This is a genomic window from Aeromonas sp. sif2433 (assembly GCF_019218705.1).
Lineage (GTDB): Bacteria > Pseudomonadota > Gammaproteobacteria > Enterobacterales > Aeromonadaceae > Aeromonas > Aeromonas encheleia.
In genome coordinates this window covers 1-19,663 of sequence record NZ_JAHUXD010000004.1, presented here as the reverse complement: position 1 = coordinate 19,663, position 19,663 = coordinate 1, and the positions used below count along the sequence as shown (strand labels likewise).

Annotated in this window: 20 protein-coding genes; 5 read left to right on the top strand and 15 right to left on the bottom strand. The window is 63.5% G+C overall.

Going from position 1 to position 19,663, the window contains the following annotated elements:
* Positions 1-33: 33 nt before the first annotated feature.
* A complete protein-coding gene (locus tag KW825_RS07400) occupies positions 34-630 on the bottom strand; it encodes a nucleotidyltransferase family protein (protein ID WP_218328798.1) in 597 nt (198 codons plus the stop codon).
* Positions 630-893: a GNAT family N-acetyltransferase gene (locus KW825_RS07395; RefSeq protein WP_218328797.1), complete on the bottom strand. Its 264-nt coding sequence runs from the start codon at positions 891-893 to the stop codon at positions 630-632. Before KW825_RS07395 ends, KW825_RS07400 begins: the two co-directional genes overlap by 1 nt.
* A 146-nt stretch (positions 894-1,039) precedes the next feature.
* Here KW825_RS07395 and cysM point away from each other — a divergent pair, with 146 nt between their 5' ends.
* Entirely contained in the window at positions 1,040-1,942 is a 903-nt protein-coding gene (gene cysM / locus KW825_RS07390; protein ID WP_218328796.1) for a cysteine synthase CysM, read from the top strand.
* 83 nt (positions 1,943-2,025) lie between these two features.
* Here the strand turns inward: cysM and KW825_RS07385 are convergent, their stop codons facing one another.
* The 4 genes from KW825_RS07385 to KW825_RS07370 form a co-directional block, all read right to left on the bottom strand.
* Complete coding sequence (locus tag KW825_RS07385) at positions 2,026-3,210, bottom strand: iron-containing alcohol dehydrogenase (RefSeq protein ID WP_218328795.1); 1,185 nt, start codon at positions 3,208-3,210, stop codon at positions 2,026-2,028.
* A gap of 73 nt (positions 3,211-3,283) precedes the next feature.
* Positions 3,284-3,787 (bottom strand): hypothetical protein, encoded by a 504-nt coding sequence (locus tag KW825_RS07380; RefSeq protein ID WP_218328794.1) that lies wholly within the window; start codon positions 3,785-3,787, stop codon positions 3,284-3,286.
* Positions 3,777-4,355, bottom strand: a complete 579-nt coding sequence (locus tag KW825_RS07375; RefSeq protein WP_218328793.1) for a TetR/AcrR family transcriptional regulator — start codon at positions 4,353-4,355, stop codon at positions 3,777-3,779. Before KW825_RS07375 ends, KW825_RS07380 begins: the two co-directional genes overlap by 11 nt.
* Before the next feature lie 9 nt (positions 4,356-4,364).
* Positions 4,365-5,798, bottom strand: coding sequence for a coniferyl aldehyde dehydrogenase (locus tag KW825_RS07370; protein WP_218328792.1), 1,434 nt, complete (start codon positions 5,796-5,798; stop codon positions 4,365-4,367).
* 210 nt (positions 5,799-6,008) lie between these two features.
* On the opposite strand from KW825_RS07370, the gene KW825_RS07365 reads away from it, so the two are divergent.
* The gene (locus KW825_RS07365; protein ID WP_218328791.1) at positions 6,009-6,302 is read left to right on the top strand and encodes a hypothetical protein; all 294 of its coding nucleotides are present in this window, start codon (positions 6,009-6,011) and stop codon (positions 6,300-6,302) included.
* A gap of 59 nt (positions 6,303-6,361) precedes the next feature.
* On the opposite strand, the gene KW825_RS07360 is transcribed toward KW825_RS07365, so the two are convergent.
* The 8 genes from KW825_RS07360 to KW825_RS07325 all read right to left on the bottom strand — a co-directional run bounded on the left by KW825_RS07360 (position 6,362) and on the right by KW825_RS07325 (position 14,522).
* On the bottom strand, positions 6,362-6,811 hold the full coding sequence (locus tag KW825_RS07360; protein WP_218290092.1) for a C40 family peptidase: 450 nt from the start codon (positions 6,809-6,811) through the stop codon (positions 6,362-6,364).
* A 118-nt stretch (positions 6,812-6,929) separates the two neighbouring features.
* A complete protein-coding gene (locus KW825_RS07355) occupies positions 6,930-7,844 on the bottom strand; it encodes a hydrogen peroxide-inducible genes activator (protein WP_218328790.1) in 915 nt (304 codons plus the stop codon).
* A 336-nt stretch (positions 7,845-8,180) separates the two neighbouring features.
* Complete coding sequence (locus KW825_RS07350; protein ID WP_042651341.1) at positions 8,181-9,146, bottom strand: alpha-L-glutamate ligase-like protein; 966 nt, start codon at positions 9,144-9,146, stop codon at positions 8,181-8,183.
* A gap of 3 nt (positions 9,147-9,149) precedes the next feature.
* On the bottom strand, positions 9,150-10,688 hold the full coding sequence (locus KW825_RS07345; protein ID WP_042651342.1) for an inactive transglutaminase family protein: 1,539 nt from the start codon (positions 10,686-10,688) through the stop codon (positions 9,150-9,152).
* Between the two features lie 3 nt (positions 10,689-10,691).
* Entirely contained in the window at positions 10,692-11,450 is a 759-nt protein-coding gene (locus KW825_RS07340; RefSeq protein WP_197720935.1) for an ATP-dependent zinc protease, read from the bottom strand.
* Between the two features lie 82 nt (positions 11,451-11,532).
* Positions 11,533-12,510, bottom strand: a complete 978-nt coding sequence (gene cmoB / locus KW825_RS07335) for a tRNA 5-methoxyuridine(34)/uridine 5-oxyacetic acid(34) synthase CmoB (RefSeq protein ID WP_042651344.1) — start codon at positions 12,508-12,510, stop codon at positions 11,533-11,535.
* Between the two features lie 3 nt (positions 12,511-12,513).
* Positions 12,514-13,257, bottom strand: coding sequence for a carboxy-S-adenosyl-L-methionine synthase CmoA (gene cmoA, locus KW825_RS07330; protein ID WP_218328789.1), 744 nt, complete (start codon positions 13,255-13,257; stop codon positions 12,514-12,516).
* A gap of 416 nt (positions 13,258-13,673) precedes the next feature.
* Positions 13,674-14,522, bottom strand: a complete 849-nt coding sequence (locus tag KW825_RS07325; protein WP_218328788.1) for a DUF72 domain-containing protein — start codon at positions 14,520-14,522, stop codon at positions 13,674-13,676.
* Positions 14,523-14,955: 433 nt separating this feature from the next.
* Between KW825_RS07325 and aspS the strand changes: the two genes are divergently transcribed.
* The 3 genes from aspS (at position 14,956) to KW825_RS07310 (ending at position 19,483) form a co-directional block, all read left to right on the top strand.
* A complete protein-coding gene (gene aspS / locus KW825_RS07320) occupies positions 14,956-16,734 on the top strand; it encodes an aspartate--tRNA ligase (RefSeq protein ID WP_218328787.1) in 1,779 nt (592 codons plus the stop codon).
* Positions 16,735-16,804: 70 nt separating this feature from the next.
* Positions 16,805-17,545 (top strand): YebC/PmpR family DNA-binding transcriptional regulator, encoded by a 741-nt coding sequence (locus KW825_RS07315; protein ID WP_042651348.1) that lies wholly within the window; start codon positions 16,805-16,807, stop codon positions 17,543-17,545.
* A gap of 312 nt (positions 17,546-17,857) precedes the next feature.
* The gene (locus tag KW825_RS07310; RefSeq protein WP_218328786.1) at positions 17,858-19,483 is read left to right on the top strand and encodes a phosphoethanolamine transferase; all 1,626 of its coding nucleotides are present in this window, start codon (positions 17,858-17,860) and stop codon (positions 19,481-19,483) included.
* Here KW825_RS07310 and KW825_RS07305 read toward each other — a convergent pair.
* A partial coding sequence (locus KW825_RS07305) for a hypothetical protein (RefSeq protein ID WP_218328785.1) occupies positions 19,461-19,663 on the bottom strand: 203 nt, incomplete at its 5' end. The two genes, KW825_RS07310 and KW825_RS07305, sit on opposite strands and share 23 nt — an antisense overlap.

The following is a 19,663-nucleotide window of genomic DNA, read 5'->3' as shown; positions in this document are numbered from 1 at the left end:
TTTGCCTATGCATGGCGGGGCATTGCAACGGCGTTATGGCCACTCGACCTCAAGGTCCGGCCAGATGGATTGCCAAGCCTTGGCCAGCACGCGTTGCACGAATACCTGGCTGTCCTGGCGGCATTTCGGGTTAGCGCTCACTCGCAGCGACCAGTTGTGGCCAAAGCCATGGGGCGCCAGCCATTCAAACTCATCGTTGGCCAGCAGCCTGACCCCGATGCAGGTGGGGATCTCCACCCAGTGACTGAGCGCTTCCAGCGAGCTGGCAAAGGGGGGCACCTGCTGGCGGTGATGCATGCGCGCCTGATTGCGCGCCTCCCAGCGCTGCCCTGGCAGCCTCGCCGCCAGCCAGGCCTCGTGCGCCGCCTCGGCCAGCCCGTCGGGATCCCCCTGGTCCAGGTAGATGAGGTCGATGTCGTTGAGCGGAGTCGGCACCGTTTTCTGATGCAGGTGATCCCAGATCAGATTGCGCACGAAGCCGGCACCCAGCGCCCAGTCGGGCAGGGACAGCTCCCGCGCCGCCCGCAGGCAGGCCATGCGCATGGGATCGGCGCGCAGCAGATCTTCAGTGCGTGTCTGGAGGTGCCTCTGTTCAGTCATGGCCGAGGTGGCTGTGGCGGTGGCGTGCATCAGCCCTTCCCGCCATGACGGCGCAACCAGACGTCGACATAGCTGCAGCTGGCCACTATGGTCAGCCCCTGAGCCTGGCACCAGTCATGGAAGCTGCGCGCCAGCCGATCGGCGATCCCCTGTCCCCTCAGCTCGGAGGGCACCTGGGTGCTGTGCGCATCGACAGTGTTCGCATCCAGCCAGCGGTAGCTGAGCCGCGAAGTCTTGCCGTCCACCACGCAGATGAACTGCTGCTGGTCGGCCTGATGAAGAATGTCGCTCATGGGGGCTCCTCAAAGGGTGGGGAAGGGTTATCAGAGCATGCTGGCCGGACTTTGCCAACCGCGCTCTTTGCCGGCCGATGATGCTCGCTTACACTGGCCAGCCGGCGAGCGGCTCGCTAGGCAAGGTATAGAACAGTTAGCAGAGGATGGATCCCCTTATGGCCTTCGCCACCCTGGACAGCCTGATCGGCAATACCCCGTTGCTGCGTCTGCAGCGCATCAATCCCCATTCAAGGGTGACGCTGCTGGTGAAGCTGGAGGGCAACAACCCCGCCGGCTCGGTCAAGGACAGGCCGGCCCTGCACCTCATCAAGGCGGCGGAGGCGAGTGGCCGCTTGCTGCCAGGGGCGCGGCTCATCGAGGCCACCTCCGGCAACACCGGCATAGCGCTGGCCATGGTCGCGGCGGCCAGGGGGTACAAGATGCGGCTTGTCATGCCGAGCAACATGAGCCAGGAGCGGCGGGACGCCATGCAGGCCTACGGCGCCGAGCTGGTGCTGGTGGCGGATGGCATGGAGGGGGCGCGGGATCTGGCGCTCAGTATGCAGGCGCGCGGCGAGGGGCTGGTGCTGGATCAGTTCAACAACCCGGCCAACCCGGATGCCCACTATCAGTCGACCGGCCCCGAGATCTGGCGCCAGAGCGAGGGGGCAATCACTCACTTCGTCTCGGCCATGGGCACCACGGGCACCATCATGGGGGTCTCCCGCTACCTCAAGGAGCAGAACCCGGCGGTGCAGGTAATCGGTCTGCAACCGGCCGAGGGGAGCCAGATCCCGGGTATCCGCCGCTGGCCCGCCGCCTATATGCCCGCCATCTTCGAACCAGAGCGGGTCGATCGGGTGCTGGATGTGACCCAGGACGAGGCGCTCACCATGATGCGCCGGCTGGCGCGGGAGGAGGGGATCTGCTGCGGGGTCAGCTCGGGTGGCGCCGTGGCGGGGGCCCTGCGGGTGGCGGCCGAGCTGAGCCAGGGGGTGGTGGTGGCCATCATCTGCGATCGGGGGGATCGCTACCTCTCCACCGGGGTGTTCACGCCGCCGGCCTGACTCCTCATGTCATCAGCTGTGAGCCGATGCCAGGCAGCATACCGGCATCGGCAGTGCTCTCGCCTCGGCCCGCCGATCCTCCTCTATTCCCACACCTGCTCCAGCAGCGCCAGCAGTTGCTCCCGATCTGCATCCTTGCGGTTATAGAGCAGGGCGCCGTCGTTGATGGCGAGATCCCGGATTTTGGCGAGCACGGCTTTGTCGGTCACCCCCGCCTCCGCCAGGGTGCGTGGCAGCCGCACCGCCTGCCACAGGCTGTCGCGCAGAATACACAAGGCATCCAGGCTGGCCTGGGCTCGCATGGCGGCGGGGGTGGCCGCGAAGCGCTCCGCCCCCACCAGGGGCAGCAGCAGGCGGGCCAGCTCCTCATCGATGCCGGGCCTGTTGTAGTCGAGCACGGCGGGCAGGAACAGGTTCATGCACAGGCCGTGGGGCAGATGGCAGCGGGCCCCCAGGCTGTGGCCGAGGGCGTGTACCAGCCCCACCATGGAGTTGGAAAACGCCATGCCCGCCAGGGTGGAGCCCTCCGCCAGTTGCAGCCGCAACGCCGGATCCTGCGGGCGCACCAGCACCTGCGGCAGGGCGTCGGCGATCTTCTCCACCGCCATCAGGGCCAGGGCGTCGCTGACCGGGTTCTTGGCATTGCCGATGAAGGCCTCGATGGCGTGGGTCATGGCATCCATGGCGGTGGCGGCGGTGATGGACAGCGGCAGCCCCTGGCTGAGGCGCGGGTCCAGTACCGCCAGCTGGGGCAGCAGGAAGGGGGAGGTGAAGGGCAGCTTGCGCCCGCTCCCTTCGTCCCGGATCACCGCCACCTGGGTGACCTCGGAGCCGGTGCCGGCGGTGGTGGGTACCGCCGCCAGCGGCTTCAATGGCCGGGTCAGGCAGCCGGCCCCGGCGTGATCCAGCAGCCGCTCTCCCCCCAGGCTGGCGAGGATATTGACCGCCTTGGCGGTATCTATGACGGAGCCGCCGCCGAGCGCCACCAGGCTGTCACACCCCAGCTCCCGGTAACGGGCGGCGATGCGCTCCACCACGGCGGTGGAGGAGTCGGCCGGGATCTCGTCCCAGCAGGCGGCCACCGGCAGCCCGCCCTCGGCCAGCACCTGGCTCAGCAGGGTGGCGAGCCCGCTGCCGCTGACCCCCTTGTCGGTGAGCAGCAGCGGGCGGGTGGCTCCCAGCGCCATCAGCTCGCCGGCCAGCTGCTCCAGCGCCTGCTCCCCCGCCATCAGCTTGACCGGGCAGAAGAAATCATAATATCGGCTCATCTCGTCACTCCTGGTACTCGGTCAATTCAAAGGGTCCTGCAAGGCAATGGCCCCAGCCTGTGGTGGCCGGTGCTCAGCCGGTCAGCAACCCCAGGTAGATGCGGCCGGCGCGGCTCAGCTTGTCGGCGGGATCCGGATAGTGGCGCAGCAGTGGCCGCACCATGAAGGCGGGCAGGATCAGGGACTGCAACTGCTCCAACCCGCGCACCAGGTGCATGGCGGCCGTGATATCCCCCTCCACCAGCAGCCGGTTCTCGCAGAAGGCCTGGTTGATGCCGAGGCGAAAGCTGAACACCCGAAAGGCGATGGCGGGGTGCTTGAAGCAGACTCGCAGCGAGTGGGGTGCCGGCGTGGCGGGGGCCCCGCAGCGCCAGCGTCCGGCCACTTTATGGAGGGTCAGCCCATGGCGCAGTCCATGTACCTCCAGCCGGATGCAGAGCCCCTCGGGCAGGGGGGCCAGCTCGCGGCGCACCGCCTCGTCGACCCGGGCGGCACGGCACAGGGTGCGGCCAATGATCCAGAGCAGGGCGATGATCCAGCCGCGGCGACCGGCGGCGAGCAGGGCATCAGGCGCCATGGCGCCCTCTGGCGATGGCGGACCAGAACAGGGCGAAGGCGCTGGCCTGCCAGTCGGGGTCCCGTCCCAGCTCGGGCTCGTCGACAAACAGCGAGGCACAGGCCAGGAACTGGCTCTGGCAGACCTCCAGCATCAGGGCCGGGGGGGCTTGCCTCAGCTCGCCACTGGCCAGCCCCTGGCTCAACAGCTGTGGCAGGAAACCCAGGGTGTCGCGCAGGATCTGGCTGCGCAGCGGCCGCGCCAGCAGGGGGGAGTGGAAGAACCCCAGCACGAACTTGAGCTCGTGGGGGTGGGCCTGCATCCAGTCCATCGCCTGGTGCCAGTAATGCCTGGCCTGCTCCTCGAGCGGCAGGGCCGGGTCCGCCTCGCGGATGGCGGCGCCGAGGCGCTGCTTGATGTCCTGATAGAGCTGCTGGATCAGCAGCTCCTTGCTGGGGAAGTGGTGAAACAGAGTGCCGTTGGCCACCCCGGCCGCCTTGGCGATGCGGGCGGTAGCGGCACCTTGCAGGCCATCTTCGGCGCACAGGGCGAGGGCGGCATCCAGGATCTGGCGGCGCTTGTCGGTCATGGGGCTCTCCTAGCGCAGGAACAGGGCCATCATCAGCCGCTGGTACCAGCGCCGATAAGGGGGGTGGATCAGGGCGCCGGTGCTGAACCGGCCACGGCGCAACACCGTCTTGGCCTTGGAGAAGGTGAGAAAGCCCTCGTGGCCGTGGTAGTGCCCCATGCCGGAGGCGCCGATGCCGCCGAAGGGGGCATCGTCCGCCGCCACCTGGAACAGGCTCTCGTTGATGGCCATGCCGCCGGCGTGGGTCTCCCGGATGAGCCGCGTCTGCAGCGCCGGGTCCAGGCTCATCAGGTAGAGCGCGAGGGGGCGGGGCCGCGCCGCTATGTAGGCGAGCGCCTCGTCGAGGCTGTCGTAGGGCACCAGCGGCAGCAGGGGGCCGAAGATCTCCTGCTGCATCAGCTGGCAATGGCCGGGCACCTCGGTCAGCAGGTGGGGCACCAGCCGCCGGGTGGCGTCATCCCGGGCGGGGGAGGCGCAGGCATGGAGCTGGGCACCCGCCTGCTCCGCCTCCGCCAGCCAGGTGGTGAGGCGCTCATACTGGCGGGCATTGATGATGGCGCCGTAATCCGGGCTGCCGAGTCCCTTGGGATAGAGTCGGCTGAAGTGGCGCTGGTAGGCCTCAATGAAGGACTGTTCCTGCCCCTGCGGCAGCAGCACATAATCGGGGGCCACGCAGATCTGGCCGGCGTTGAGGCTCTTGCCGAAGATCATCCGCTCCACCGCCAGGGCCATCGGCATGTCGGGGGCGATGAGGCAGGGACTCTTGCCGCCGAGCTCCAGGGTGAGCGGGGTGAGCTGGGGGGCTGCCGCCGCCATCACCTGTCGCCCCACTGCGGTCGAGCCGGTGAACAGCAGATGATCGAAGGGCAGGGCGCTGAAGGCGGCCGCCAGCTGGGCATCCCCCTCGACGACGGTCAGCTGCTGCTCATCGAACACCTCCGCCAGCAGGGTGCGCAGCACGGCATTGGTGTGGGGGGTGAACTCGGAGAGCTTGAGCATGGCGCTGTTGCCAGCTGCGATGGCGCTGATGAGGGGGCCCAGGCTCAGCATCACCGGAAAGTTCCAGGGCACCATGATGCCGACCACGCCGAGCGGCTGGTAGTGAACCTCGACCCTGGCGGGGGCCAGCAGCAAGCCGGCGTGGCGGCGCTGAGGCTTCATCCAGCGCTTGAGCCGCTTCTGGCTGTAGTTGATCTGCATGACGCAGGGCAGGATGTCGGCGATCAGGGAGTCGTAGTCGCTGCGCCGGCCATAATCCCGGGCCAGGGCGTCGCACAGCCCCTGCTTGTGGGCGAGCAGGCTGCGCTTGAGTTGCAGCAGCCGGGCGCTGCGCTCGCCGTGGCTCGGCATGGGGTGAGCCTGGTACGCCTGCTTGAGACGAATGAGCCGCTCGGCCAGGGCAAACTTGTCGGTAGGGGGGGATTGCAACTGTCTCGCTTCCATGGAGGCTCCGCTCAAGATTTGGCCGACTGATTAGTCGGTCCAAATGTACTGCCTGGTTACAGCTTTGTAAACAGGGGGCCAGGATTGCGTTGAGGGGGAGAGGATGAGGTGGCCAGAACTGTGTTCAGCGCCACAGTTTCAGGGGGCCGAGGTTGGCTGGCTATCCAATAAGGGATAGTTTTTGTTATCCATTCAGAGAGAGAGCCGCACATGACAAGGGAACTGCACAGCCTGTTGACCCGGCTGGACGATGTGATCGAGCGTATGCCTGACTGTTTCAACACCTATGAGTTTGCCCAGAAGCTGGCACTGCAACATCAGCGCGAGTTTTTCGCCGCGGGTCACTCCCTGGCGGAGCAGGAGGGCCGCCTGCTGCAGGTGCTGCATCAGAAGATTGCCGAGGCGCTGGCCGGCAGCGACAGGGTGATCGAGGGCGCCCTGCTGCCCTGCGTCACCCCCTGGGGGGAGCGCGCGGTCTCGCCGCGCTGGCACCGCAAGCATTGAGTCGTTGAACGCGAAAACGAAGAAGGCCCATCAGGGCCTTCTTCGTTATGGACGCTTGGCTATTGGGTCAGCCGGCGCGCCTGCCAGTAGCGACTGTTCCAGTAGACGTTGTCGAGCCGGGAGCGGATCACCCCCTTGCTGGTGGAGGCGTGAATGAACTCCCCCGCGCCTGTGTAAACGCCGACGTGATACTGCTGCCAGCCGGTCTTGAAGAACACCAGATCGCCATATTGCAGGCGGTAGCGATCCACCGGCCGCCCCAGATTGGCCTGGGACTCCGTGGTTCTGGGCAGCTCGAAGCCCAGCACCTGGCTGTAGGCGAGCTGGGTGAAGGCGGAGCAGTCGAGGCCGGCGCGATTGGTGCCGCCCATGCGATAGGGGACGCCGCGCCACTGCTGGTAGAAGCCGTCGAAGGCCCCGCTCTGGCGGGCAGGGGGGGCTGGCTCGGGCGTACTGGAGCAGGCGGCCAGCAACAGGACCAGCAGGGGCAGCAGCAACGTGCGAAACATCGGGACTCCTTCGGTAGGGCACGCGACTCATGATAGCCAGTGTTTCTGCCTGGAACCTGAACGCCGATAACAAAATGGCCCGGCCGGTGCACAAAATGCGCAACCGGCCAGCGGTGGTTCAGCTCACCGGCTTGGGCTCGATCAGAGGCGAGAGCAGCTCGGCGATCTTGTAGAAGGTCTGCACCCGGGTGGTGCTGGGGCGCCACACCAGGCCGATCTCGCGATAGGGCTTCTCCCCCGGCAGGGGAATGGCCACCAGATCCGAGTTCTCGAGGATGCCGGCGTCGATGGCCATCTGCGGCAGGAAGGTGGTGCCCAGGCCGGCGCCGACCATCTGCACCAGGGTGTGCAGGCTGGTGGCGGCGAACGGGTTGATCTTGCTCTTGTCCCGCAGCCGGCAGGCGCTCACCGCATGCTCGGTCAGGCAGTGCTCCCGCTCCAGCAGGAAGATGCTCTGGTTGGGCAGCTCCTTGTAATCGAACGGCATGTGCAGGCCCGCCGCCATGTTGGATGGCATCACCATGTGGAAGGGATCCAGCCCCACCGTCTTGCTGTGAAAGCCGCCGATCTCCACCGGCAGTGCCAGGATGAGCAGGTCGAGCTGACCCTGCTCCAGCTGCTTGAGCAGATTGGTGGTGGTGTCCTCCCGCAGCAGCAGCTCCAGATCTGGATACTCCTTGCCGCACACCTGCAGCAGCTTGCTGAGCAGGAAGGGGGCTATGGTGGGGATGCAGCCGAGCCGGACCGTGCCGTGCATGACGCCGCCCTGCTGCTGGCCGAGCTCCATCAGATCGCGGGCATCGGAGAGCAGGTTGCGCGCCCGTGCGACTATCTCCATGCCGACCGGCGTCATGATGAAGCTCTTGTGGTCACGCTCCACCAGTTGCAGGTTCATCATGTCCTCCAGGGTCTGGATCCCGGTGCTCAGGGTCGACTGGCTGACATGGCAGGCCTTGGCGGCGCGATTGAAGTTCTTGTGCTCGTCGAGAGCGACCAGATATTGCAGCTGTTTCAGGCTGGGCCAACGTTGCATAGGGGGAATCCGATCGTTGCTATCTATTTGATTTAATTAATCTACCATCGGGAGGGCGGTTTGTCGCCGACATTAGGCGCCATCCTGTCCCCTGGCAGAGGCTTGCGTCACTCAGCGCTAGGGCCAAGAGGCAAGGCGCAATGGCGACCTTAAGCGTCACTGCCCCGGAGCTTATCGCCTTCCCGCCCCCCGTTGAAGCGGCGCGGCCATGGGATGTGATGGCGATCGGCCTTCCCGGGGCGCCACGTACTGGCCGCGGGTGAACCCGGGCGCCGTCCATAAAAAAACGCGCCAGGGGCGCGTTTTTTACGAGTCAGGCAGCTGGGCTACCTAGCTCTACTCATCGAAGATGCCGAAGTGATCCTTGGCGAAGTTGACGCGCTGCTCCACGTTCATCTTGACCTGACCCAGCTTCTCGATGGTCTTGAGGTTGGGCACCAGGCCGCGGCCGTTGGCGATCTGGATGGCGAGACCGGGACGGGCGTTGAGCTCCAGCAGCATGGGGCCGCGGAACTTGTCGAGCACCATGTCGGTGCCGATGTAGCCAAGCCCCGACATCTCGTAGCAGGAGGCCGCCAGGGTCAGCAGGGTGTCCCAGTGGGGCACCTTGAGATCGTACAGATCGAGGCCGGTATCCGGGTGGTGGCGCAGCGGATTGCCAAACTGGACCGCCCGCAGCGCGCGGCCGGTGCGGATGCACAGGCCGACGCCGACGGCGCCCTGGTGCAGGTTCGCCTTGCCATCGGAGGCCGAGGTGGAGAGCCGCATCATGGCCATCACCGGGAAGCCCTTGAAGATGATCACCCGCGCATCGGGCACCCCTTCGAACGAGTAGCCGTCGAACACATCATCGAAGTTGATGAGGCCTTCCACCAGCGCCACGTCGGGCTTGCCACCCAGCGAGTAGAGCCCCGCCAGGATGTTGGAGACATGACGCTCCAGATCCTGACCGTTGCAGGCACTGCCGTTCGGCTTGTAGAACAGGCCATCTTCCTGGCGCAGGATCACCAGGATCCCCTTGCCGCCGGAGCCGCGGGCCGGCTTGATGCAGAAGCCAGGCCACTCCTTGACCAGGGTGGTGATCCGGCCCACATCGTGCTGCTCGCGGATGGTGCCGATAAGCTCGGGCACCGTCACGCCCGCGTCCAGCGCGATGCGTTTGGTCTGCAACTTGTCATCCACCAGCGGATAGAGGCTGCGCGGGTTGTAACGGCTGATGTAGGAGTGGTTGCGCTTGTTCATGCCGAGGATGCCTGCCTGGGACAGGCTCCACGGACTGGTGTATTTTTCCCAGAACCACATCTGTTACTTGTCCTTACCCGGGGTGCGACCAGACTTCATCTCGTTCACCAGCGGCTTGAAGCGCTTGAGCTCGCTCAGCTTGTAGCCGGTGTAGTTACCCATCAGCAGCACGGTCGCCATCAGCACCAGCTGCAGGCCGAGGAAGTTGAAGGTCAGGTGACGGATCAGCTCGTTGTCCATGGCCAGGTAGGCGATGACCGCCACCAGCAGGGAGCCGCCGCCCTGGCGAACCACTTCCTTCGGACCCTCTTCCTCCCACAGGATGGACATCCGCTCTATGGTCCAGGAGAGGATGATCATCGGGAAGAAGGTGATCTTCATGCCGTCGGTCAGCCCCAGCTTGAAGGCGAAGGCCGAGAAGATGCCGATCATCGAGATCACCATGATGATGATCGCCGATATTCGGGCCACCAGCAGCAAGTTGAGCCGCGACAGGTAGGAACGGATGATGAGGCCGGTACCGACGATCAGCAGGAAGCCCACCAGACCTGTGATGAGCGAGGTCTGGATGAAGGCGACCGCGATCAGCACCGGCATGAAGGTGCCGGAGGTCTTGATCCCCACCAGGACCCGCAGGAACACCACCATCAGCACGCCGATGGGGATCAGCAGCAGCCCCTTGAACAGGGCCTGCTCTTCCAGCGGCAGGCTGTGGATGGAGAAGTTCATCATCTCGGACTTCTCGAATTTCTGCGCCAGCGCCACGTTCACCGGTTGCTCCTGCTCGATCATCGAGAAGGTCACGCGGGAGTTGTGGCCGCCGGTCACGTCCAGCAGGGCGCCCGAGTTGTACTCCCACAGCAGCAGGTTGGCCGGCTGGCCCTGGCTGCCATCTTGCGGGTTGAACAGCTTGTAGTCGGTCGGGTTGTTGAACACCTGCAGATAGTCCACCAGCTCCTGGCGACGACGGCCATCTTCCAGGCTGAGGGCGTGTACCACCCGGGCCGGTACGTTGGCGTTGTTGAGCAGCTCGGCGATCAGATTGGCGCGGCTCTTGTGCGACTTCAGCAGCTCGGCGTTCTGCTCCTGCTTCTCGATCTCCTTGATGATCTCGCGGGTCAGGGTGTAGCCGTCGGCGGAGCGCTCCTGGGCGCGCTCGAGGATCTGCTTCATCGCGGTGGCGTAAGGCTCACTCTCGATCTGCTTCTCGATGGCGGGGGGCTGGGGATTGGCGGCCGGTTTGGCATGGGCATCGGCCATCATGTCGACCCGGTAGTAGAGCTCCTGGCGGCCGGAGGCGGTGCGGATGGACCACTCGGCGCGGGCATCACCGTTTTTCTCGACGAAGGAGAGGCCGTAGCCGGGGCTGGCGGCGTTCTCGTTCATCAGGGTGAAACCGGGCTGGGTGCCCGGAATGGCGAGGGAGGCGATGACCGGCTCACCGGTGGCCTCGAATTCCAGCTTGGCTTCGATAGACCAGATCTGACGTTTCTCGCCTGGCGTCAAAGGCACGTCCAGCGCGACATGGTGATAAAACGTCATTCCCAGGCCGACAATGTACAGCAGGGCGACCAGCAGATAGAACGGCTTACGGGAAACCATGGATTATTTTACATCCTTGAGCTTGGGTTTTGGTTGGATATATTCGCGGGCCACATCGACCACGGCGATGTCTTTGAGGAATTCACGGCCCAGCAGCACAGGGAAGGTCATGTCGCTGCGATCCTTGAGGGTAAACTCGGCTTTCTCGGTCATGTCGCCGATGCGCACCGTGAGGCGCACCACCGGACGGCGGTCGAGATCGTCAGCGGAGGCCTGACGCACGCGCACGTGGCGTACCAGCGGGGCCTCGATCTGGATCTTGTCGTCCATCTCCTGATGGCTCAGGAAGAAGCGCACCCAGTTCTTGCCGTTGCGCTCGAAGATGGTGATCTCCTGGGCGCTGATGGAGGAGGTGGTGGCACCGGTATCGACCCGCGCCTGGAAGGCGTCGTTGGCGGCATCGACCCAGATCCACTCCGCTTCACCCACCAGCAGCTTGCCGTCGACGGTGTGACCCTGGCTCGGGGCCTGGCACTTCTCGGTCGGAATGGCCATGGGCTTGGGGGGCTCTGGTGGCAGGGTAGCCAGCTTGCTGTCGACTTTCTTCACGGACTCTTTCATGTTGGTGACATCGGTGTTGAGCTGAACCAGCAGGTGCTGTTGCTGCACATACTGCTTCTGTTGCTGTTCCATGGATGTTTGCAGGCGTTGTTCGCTCAGGGTGATCTCGTTGCGAATCTCGGCCAGCGTCAGGGTCGGGACAGGGGGTGCTTTCTCCATACTGACACACCCGCCGAGACTGAGCAGGGAGAGCAGGGTCATTCCTTTTAATTTGCTTTTCATGTCATTCATTTAACTGTGCTTCCTGGAATTGGGTCAGTGTAACTTCCTGAGCTGCCATCGGCTAGTCTTTGGCCTTCCTGGCGATCAGCACGGCACGTTTGGGTGCCGGGTATCCTTCGACCGTGAGTGCCGGATCGGCGGGATCCAGGTAATCACTCAGGGATTCATTAATCATCCAGTCGGTACGACGCTGTTCGTCGGTGCTGGTCATATTCTCGTCCACTATCCGCACATCGGTGAATCCACAGCGCTCGACCCAGAGTTTGAGGGCCGCGCTGGAGGGAATGAACCAGACGTTGCGCATCTTGCCGTAGCGGTCGGTGGGCACCAGTACCTCGTTGACCCCGCCATCCACCACCAGCGTCTCCAGCACCAGCTCGCCATCGTCTTTGAGCTGGTTGCGCAGCTGCTCGATATGTTCGATGGGGGACTTGCGGTGATAGAGCACCCCCATGGAGAAGACGGTGTCGAAGGCGCGCAGTTCGGGCAGCTCCTGAATGCCGAGCGGCAACAGGTGGGCCCGTTGATCGTTGCCGGCGAAGTGGCGAATGGCCTCGAACTGGCAGAGGAACAGCGGGCTGGGATCGATGCCGACCGCGAGCTTGGCCCCTTCCCCGACCATGCGCCAGAGGTGGTAGCCGCTGCCGCAGCCCACGTCCAGCACGTAGCGGCCGGCCAGGGGGCTGATATGGGGCAGCACCCGATCCCACTTCCAGTCGGAGCGCCACTCGGTGTCGATGTGGATGCCGTGGACATGGAAAGGTCCCTTGCGCCAGGGCATGAACTGGCGCAGCAGGCTCTCGGTCTTCTTGCGTTCGCCCTCGCTGAGGCTGTCATCGCTGCCGATCTCGACCCGGCTGTGCAGTTCGATATGGCCGGGGGCGACGGTGGGCAGCTTGTTGAGCGCCCGGTTCCAGCGCGGCAGATCCCCGTGCAGGTTGTCGTGCTGCCAGGCGTGCAGCTGGGCGGGCAGGCTATGCAGCCAATGGCTCAGCCGGTTCTTGGCGATCAGTTGATAGAAGTTGGCAAAGTCGATCATGGCTTAGTTGGCGTCGCTGGCTTTGATGGCAATCATGGATCCGAAGTTGAAGCACTGGAACCAGAGATCCTGATGGACGAAACCGGCCGCGCGCAGGCGAGCCCGATGCACCGCCAGCGTGTCGGTGCGCATCACGTTCTCCAGGGCGTTGCGCTTCTGGCTTATCTCCAGTTCGCTGTAGCCGTTGGCCCGCTTGAAATCCAGATGCAGATCGATGAGCAGCTCGTTGACCTGGGCATCCTCGAAGCGGAACTTCTCGCTCAGGATCAGGATGCCGCCCGGGCGCAGGCCGTCGTGGATGCGTTTGATGAGGGCGGCCCGCTTCTCGGGCTCGACGAACTGCAGGGTGAAGTTGAGCACCACCACGGAGGCGTTCTCGATCTCGATGTCGCAGATGTCCGCCTCGATCAGCTCCACCGGCACCTCGGACTTGAAGCCGGAGAGGTGGGCGCGAGCGCGTTCGATCATGGGGTGGGAGAGGTCGACCGCGGTGATGCTACAGCCCGGTTGCGCCACGTGGCGACGCATGGCCAGGGTGGCGGCGCCGAGGGAGCAGCCGAGGTCATAGAGGCGGCTGTCTGGCTGGGCGTAACGGGCGGCCATCATGCCGATGGCGGAGATGATGTTGCTGTAACCCGGCACGGATCGCTGGATCATGTCGGGGAACACGTCAACGACCTGTTCGTCAAAACAAAAATCCCCCAGGCGGGCGATGGGGGCAGCAAAAATCTGATCTTTGGTATGCATGTCTGCGCAACCTGACAGCCGGTGTACAAATCGACTGTTTTTGTTCAATTGAATCTTGGGTAGACGGGCATCGAGATGGCGTCGTCACCGGTTGACGAACGGGTAGCAGGCCTTGAAATCCCTTGGGCCAGTTCCGTTCGCAACGGGCCATCGTCCTGGCCCTTATTCTGAGTCGGGCCATCAGTCACAACGGACTGGCAGCCGGGCCCATATCCTGAGCCGTGTTATCAAGTTGCAACGGATTGCAACGGACGAATACCAGAGCCCTCGTATGGGGCGCTAGTGTAGTGGATTGACCGGCGTTTGTCTTGACGTGCGGCCCGGCCGTACCACAAAAAAGCGGCTTTTTTTGCGCCCGGCGGAGGACAACGAAAAGGGCTGACTACTAAAAACACAGCAGCTCTTTTTGGCCCGGCTTAAAAGTCCAGTGAGCCTTGCCGCGCGCGATCGTTTTCCCCCGGCCAGGGTGCCATTGGGTGGCCGAGCAACTGGCTTATCTGGCGCGCCAGTTCGGGGGCTCTGGCATTGTCGGCGGTATGAATAAAGAGATAGAGATCCTTTCCCTCCGCCAGCCACTGTTGCCAGCGGGGCAGCCAGGGCGGCAGGAAGGGGTGGTTGGCGGCCGGATCCGGCAAGCCGATGAGGCGCACCACAGGGGCATCGGCGGTGGCGAGCAGGTGCACCGGCAGCCTGGGCTTCTTGCCCTGGGCGTCGATCATCGCCGGGGTGCTGGCCGGCACCGAGAACAGCGGCCGGCTGTCGAGCATGATGCGGTTGACGCCCTGCTCCATCAGCAACCGGTTCAGGGCCCGCTCCGCCTCACCCTTGGCGAAGAAGTCGGGGTGACGCACCTCCAGCGCATAGCGAAAGTCTTGCGGCAAGCGCTGGAAGAAGGCGGCAAGGCGCGGCAGGCCGGCGGGGCCGAAGCGGGCGGGCAGTTGCAGCTTGAGCAGCCCCAGCTTGTCGTGCAGCGGGCCGAGCAGGGCGATGAAGTCGCTCACTTGCTTGTCGACGCTGACCAGATCGCTCTGGTGGCTGATGGTCTGCGGAAACTTGAAGCTGAAACGGAAGCTGTCAGGTACCGCCTCGCTCCAGCGGCGCACCGTGTCCGGGGTCGGCGAGGCGTAGAAGGTGGTATTGCCTTCCACCGTGTTGAAGACTTGGGCATAGTGGGCGAGGTGGTCGGCGGGCTTGGCACCCATGCCCAGTAACTGACCGGGCCAGGCCGGGTGTGACCACTGCGGCAGACCCAAATAGAGGCTCATGACGGATCCTGTGTGCTGGTTTCGCTCTTTTTGCACTCATTTTTGATCCTGAATGATAAAAACAGGGCAAAGGAGGCTGCGGGCCATTTTACCCAAATGGGGGTTTTCCTCTATAATGCCAGCCCTTTTGTTTGCCAATTTGTTGTGACCCACGGGGTCATGCGCCTAAGGTGGCGATGGCGGCGACCATACACTTGCCAAACAACGACGCTTGCCGATGCCCTCGCACCGACTTTTCGGCCCCCTACGGGTTGCCTCCGGTCGCGCCGACATCGCTGGCAACGGTCCGGTTCTGGGGAGCCGGATGGTACGAGACTGATTTCAAACCGGGTAAGAACAAGAATCTGGCCAGCTGTGAGACAGACGGTGCTTGCCAGTCGTGCCCGGCGGCCCAAGGTTAACCGTCTCTCTACAATTTCGAAGGAAGAAGTCCATGCGCTCTATCTATTGCGGACAGGTCAATGAGGCCCATGCCGGGCAGACCATTACATTGTGCGGTTGGGTCCATCGTCGTCGTGACCTCGGCGGTCTGATCTTTATCGATATGCGCGACCGGGAAGGGATCGTGCAGGTATTCTTCGATCCGGACAAACCGGACGCCTTCGCCCTGGCCTCCGAACTGCGCGGTGAGTTCTGCATCCAGGTGACCGGCGTGGTGCGTAGCCGCCCCGACTCCCAGCGCAACAGCGACATGGCCACCGGTGCCATCGAGGTGTTTGGCCACGAGTTGACCATCATCAACCGCTCAGAGCCCTTGCCGCTCGACTTCAACCAGACTAACAGCGAAGAGATCAGCCTCAAGTACCGCTATCTGGATCTGCGTCGCCCCGAGATGGCCAAGTACCTGAAGACCCGTGCCAAGGCCAGCGCCTTCGTGCGCCGCTTCATGGACGAGCAGGGCTTCCTCGACATCGAGACCCCCATGCTGACCAAGGCCACTCCGGAAGGGGCCCGTGACTACCTGGTGCCGAGCCGCGTCCACAAGGGCAAGTTCTACGCCCTGCCGCAGTCCCCGCAGCTGTTCAAGCAGTTGCTGATGATGTCCGGCTTCGATCGTTACTACCAGATCGTCAAGTGCTTCCGCGATGAAGACCTGCGGGCCGACCGTCAGCCTGAATTTACCCAGATCGACGTGGAGACCTCCTTCATGACCGCACCCCAGGTGCGCGAGCTGATGGAAGAGATGATCCGCCAGCTGTGGCAACACGTGCTGGCCGTGGATCTCGGCGACTTCCCGGTGATGACCTTCGACGAGGCCATGCGCCGCTTCGGCTCCGACAAGCCTGACCTGCGCCTGCCGATGGAGCTGGTCGACGTGGCCGATCTGCTGACCGACGTCGAGTTCGCGGTGTTTGCCGGTCCGGCCAAGGATCCGAAAGGCCGCGTGGCGGCCCTGAAGGTACCGGGCGGCGCCGAGCTGTCCCGCAAGCAGATCGACGAGTACACCAAGTTTGTCGGCATCTACGGTGCCAAGGGCCTGGCCTGGATGAAGGTCAACGAAGCCGCTAATGGCCTCGAAGGTGTGCAGTCTCCGGTTGCCAAGTTCCTCTCCGACGCCATCGTGCGCGAGATCCTGGCCCGTACCGGTGCTGCTGATGGCGACATCATCTTCTTTGGCGCTGACAGCAAGAAAGTAGTGTGCGATGCCATGGGCGCCCTGCGTCTGAAAGTGGGCCGCGATCTGGGTCTGGTGGAGAACAGCTGGAAGCCGCTGTGGGTCATCGATTTCCCGATGTTTGAAGAAGACAGTGAAGGTGGTCTGGCCGCCATGCACCACCCGTTCACCGCGCCGAGCAACCTGGGTCCGACCGAGCTGAAGGCCAATCCGCTGGAAGCCTATGCCAATGCCTACGACATGGTGATCAACGGCTACGAAGTGGGCGGCGGTTCTGTCCGTATCCACAACAGCGAGATGCAGTCCACCGTGTTCGACATCCTGGGGATCACCCCGGACGAGCAACGCCTCAAGTTCGGCTTCCTGCTGGATGCCCTGAAGTACGGGACCCCGCCGCACGCCGGTCTGGCCTTCGGCCTGGATCGTCTGAGCATGCTGCTGACCGGTACCGACAACATCCGGGACGTGATCGCCTTCCCGAAAACCACGGCCGCCGCCTGTCTGATGACGGACGCCCCCAGCTTCGCCAACCAGGCTCAGCTGACCGAGCTGGCCATCGCCACCGTTGCCAAGGCCGAGGTTGAGGCGAAAGCCTGAGAACATGCTTAAGACCGGGTCGCTGCGCGGCCCGTATCCCATTGATTTAAAATTATAACGGAGAGTTTTTATGGCAGGTCACAGCAAATGGGCCAACATCAAACACCGCAAGGCGGCGCAAGACGCCAAGCGTGGCAAGATCTTCACCAAGTTGATCCGTGAAATCACCACCTCAGCCCGGATCGGTGACGCGGATCCGGCCAACAACCCGCGTCTGCGCGCGGCGGTGGCGGCGGCCCTGACCGGCAACATGACCCGTGACACCATCAACCGCGCCATCCAGCGCGGCGCCGGTGGTGGCGATGGCGAACAGCTCGAGACCATTATCTATGAAGGTTACGGCCCGGCCGGCTCCGCGGTGATGGTGGAGTGCCTGACCGACAACCGTAACCGCACCGTCGCCGAGGTGCGTCACGCCTTCAACAAGTGCGGTGGCAACCTGGGCACCGACGGCTCGGTGGCCTACCTGTTCAGCAAGAAAGGCCTTATCACCTTCGTCGGCGTGGACGAAGATGCCCTGATGGATGCGGCGCTGGAAGCCGGTGCCGATGATGTGGTGACCGAGGAGGATGGCTCCATCGAGGTGTACACCACCCCGAACGACTTCGGCACCGTGCTGGATGGCCTGGAAGCGGCTGGCTTCAAGCCCGAGAGCGCCGAAGTGACCATGATCCCCTCCACCGAGGCCGAGCTGGATGCCGAGACCGCACCCAAGCTGATGCGTCTGATCGACATGCTCGAAGATCTGGACGACGTGCAGGAGGTGTACCACAACGGCTCCATCTCCGACGAAGTGGCAGAACTGCTCTGATCGTCAGGTAGCGTTATCGCCGGGTAGAAAACCCGGGAGGGGCATCACCACGGTGTCACCTCCGACGAGAGCACGAAACGGCAGCCCTGGGCTGCCGTTTTTTATGTCTAAATGGCCCCGTTTGAGTTTATTTTATCCAATCTGCTCCAGCCTTAATTCCCGCTTAAGTTTGCCTGCTTACTCTCTCCTGCATCCGGGCCGCTGTGCCCATCACCCTGTTGTCTGCTCGGGAAGAGAGACGGGTGATCTGGATGTTCAAAACGGAGCCCCCATGCAGGGCCTCCCGATCTACTGGCTTGTCGGAGTATCGTTATGCGTCTCACCCTGGGAGTGATGAAGGTCAACCTGTTGCTGGTGCTGCTGTTTGCACTGGTCTTCAACTGGCCCATTTTTCTGCACTTTTACCGCATTCTCACCGCCCTTGAGCATGTCAAGGCGGGCTTCGCCCTCTCGATCCCCTTTGTGCTGATGGCCGCGCTTAACGCCGTCTTCCTGCCGTTTACCTTCAGGTATCTGCTCAAACCCTTCTTCATACTGCTGATCATGACCGGCTCCATCGCCAGCTACGCCATGCTCAAGTACGGGGTGATCTTCGATGTCGGCATGGTGCAGAACATCATCGAGACCAACAGCGGCGAGGCGACCTCCTACCTCAATGCATCCGTCATGCTCTGGTTCCTGCTGACCGCCGTGCTGCCGGTGATCTGCCTGCTGTGGATCAAGATCGAATACCCGACGCCCTGGTACAAGGGGCTGGGCATGCGCCTCGGCGGCATCGCCCTCCCCCTGCTATTCCTGGTCGGGGTTGCCGCCCTCTATTACCAGGATTACGCCTCGGTCGGGCGCAACAACCACTCCATCGTCAAGGAGATAGTGCCCGCCAACTACGTGCGCGGCCTCTATCGCTACGCCCGGGACATCGTCTTCGCCACCCCGATCCCTTATCAGCCGATGGGAACCGATGCCAAGGTGGTGGCCAAGAGCGACAAGCCGACCCTGATGTTCCTGGTGGTGGGGGAGACGGCGCGCAGCCAGAACTACTCCCTCAACGGTTACAAGAAAGAGACCAACAGCTTTACCGAGCAGGAGCCGAACCTCGTCTCCTTCAAGGATGTGCGCTCCTGTGGCACCGCTACCGCGGTTTCCGTGCCCTGCATGTTCTCCAACCTGACGCGCCGTGAATACGACGAGACCCTGGCCAAGTCCAGGGACGGTCTGCTGGACGTGCTGCAACACGCCGGTGTCTCTGTGCTGTGGAAGGAGAACGACGGCGGCTGCAAGGGGGTGTGCGACAAGGTGCCCACCATCGAGATCGAGCCCAAGCAGTTTCCCACCTACTGCGAAGGCGACTCCTGCTATGACGAGGTGCTGTTGCAGGGGCTGGATCAGCAGATCGCCGACATGAAGGGCAAGCAGGGCGACAAGCTGGTGGCCTTCCACCTGATGGGCAGCCACGGTCCGACCTACTACCGCCGCTACCCGGCCGCCGATCGCTTCTTTCTGCCGGACTGCCCGCGCAGCGACATCGAGAACTGCAGCAACGAGGAGCTGGTCAACACCTACGACAACACCATCCGTTACACCGACAAGGTGCTGTCCCAGCTCATCGCCAAGCTCAAGACGCTGGAGAGCCAGTACAACGTGGGGCTGGTCTACCTGTCGGATCACGGCGAATCTCTGGGGGCCATGGGGCTCTACCTGCACGGCACTCCCTACAAGTTCGCGCCGGATGATCAGACCCGGGTGCCGCTGCTGACCTGGTTCTCCCCCCAGCTGCAACGCGACCGCCAACTGAACCAGGATTGCCTGCGCCAGGAGGCGAGCAGCAAGCGCTTCTCCCACGACAACCTGTTCCACTCCATGCTCGGCATCATGGACGTGCAGACCAGCATCTATGACGGCAAGCTGGATCTGTTCAAGCCCTGCCGCGCGGGCTAAGCCTGAGCGAGGCGTCATCAACAGCAACGGCAGCCGATGGGCTGCCGTTTTTTATGGCTCTGTCCCAATTACATGTTGAAAGGCTAACCTTGAAGTAGGTCATCACCCGAGGGCCGCCATCATGGATACCCAAGCCTTTCAACACCTGCTGTCTCTCTTCCCACAGCTCAGCTTGCGCCA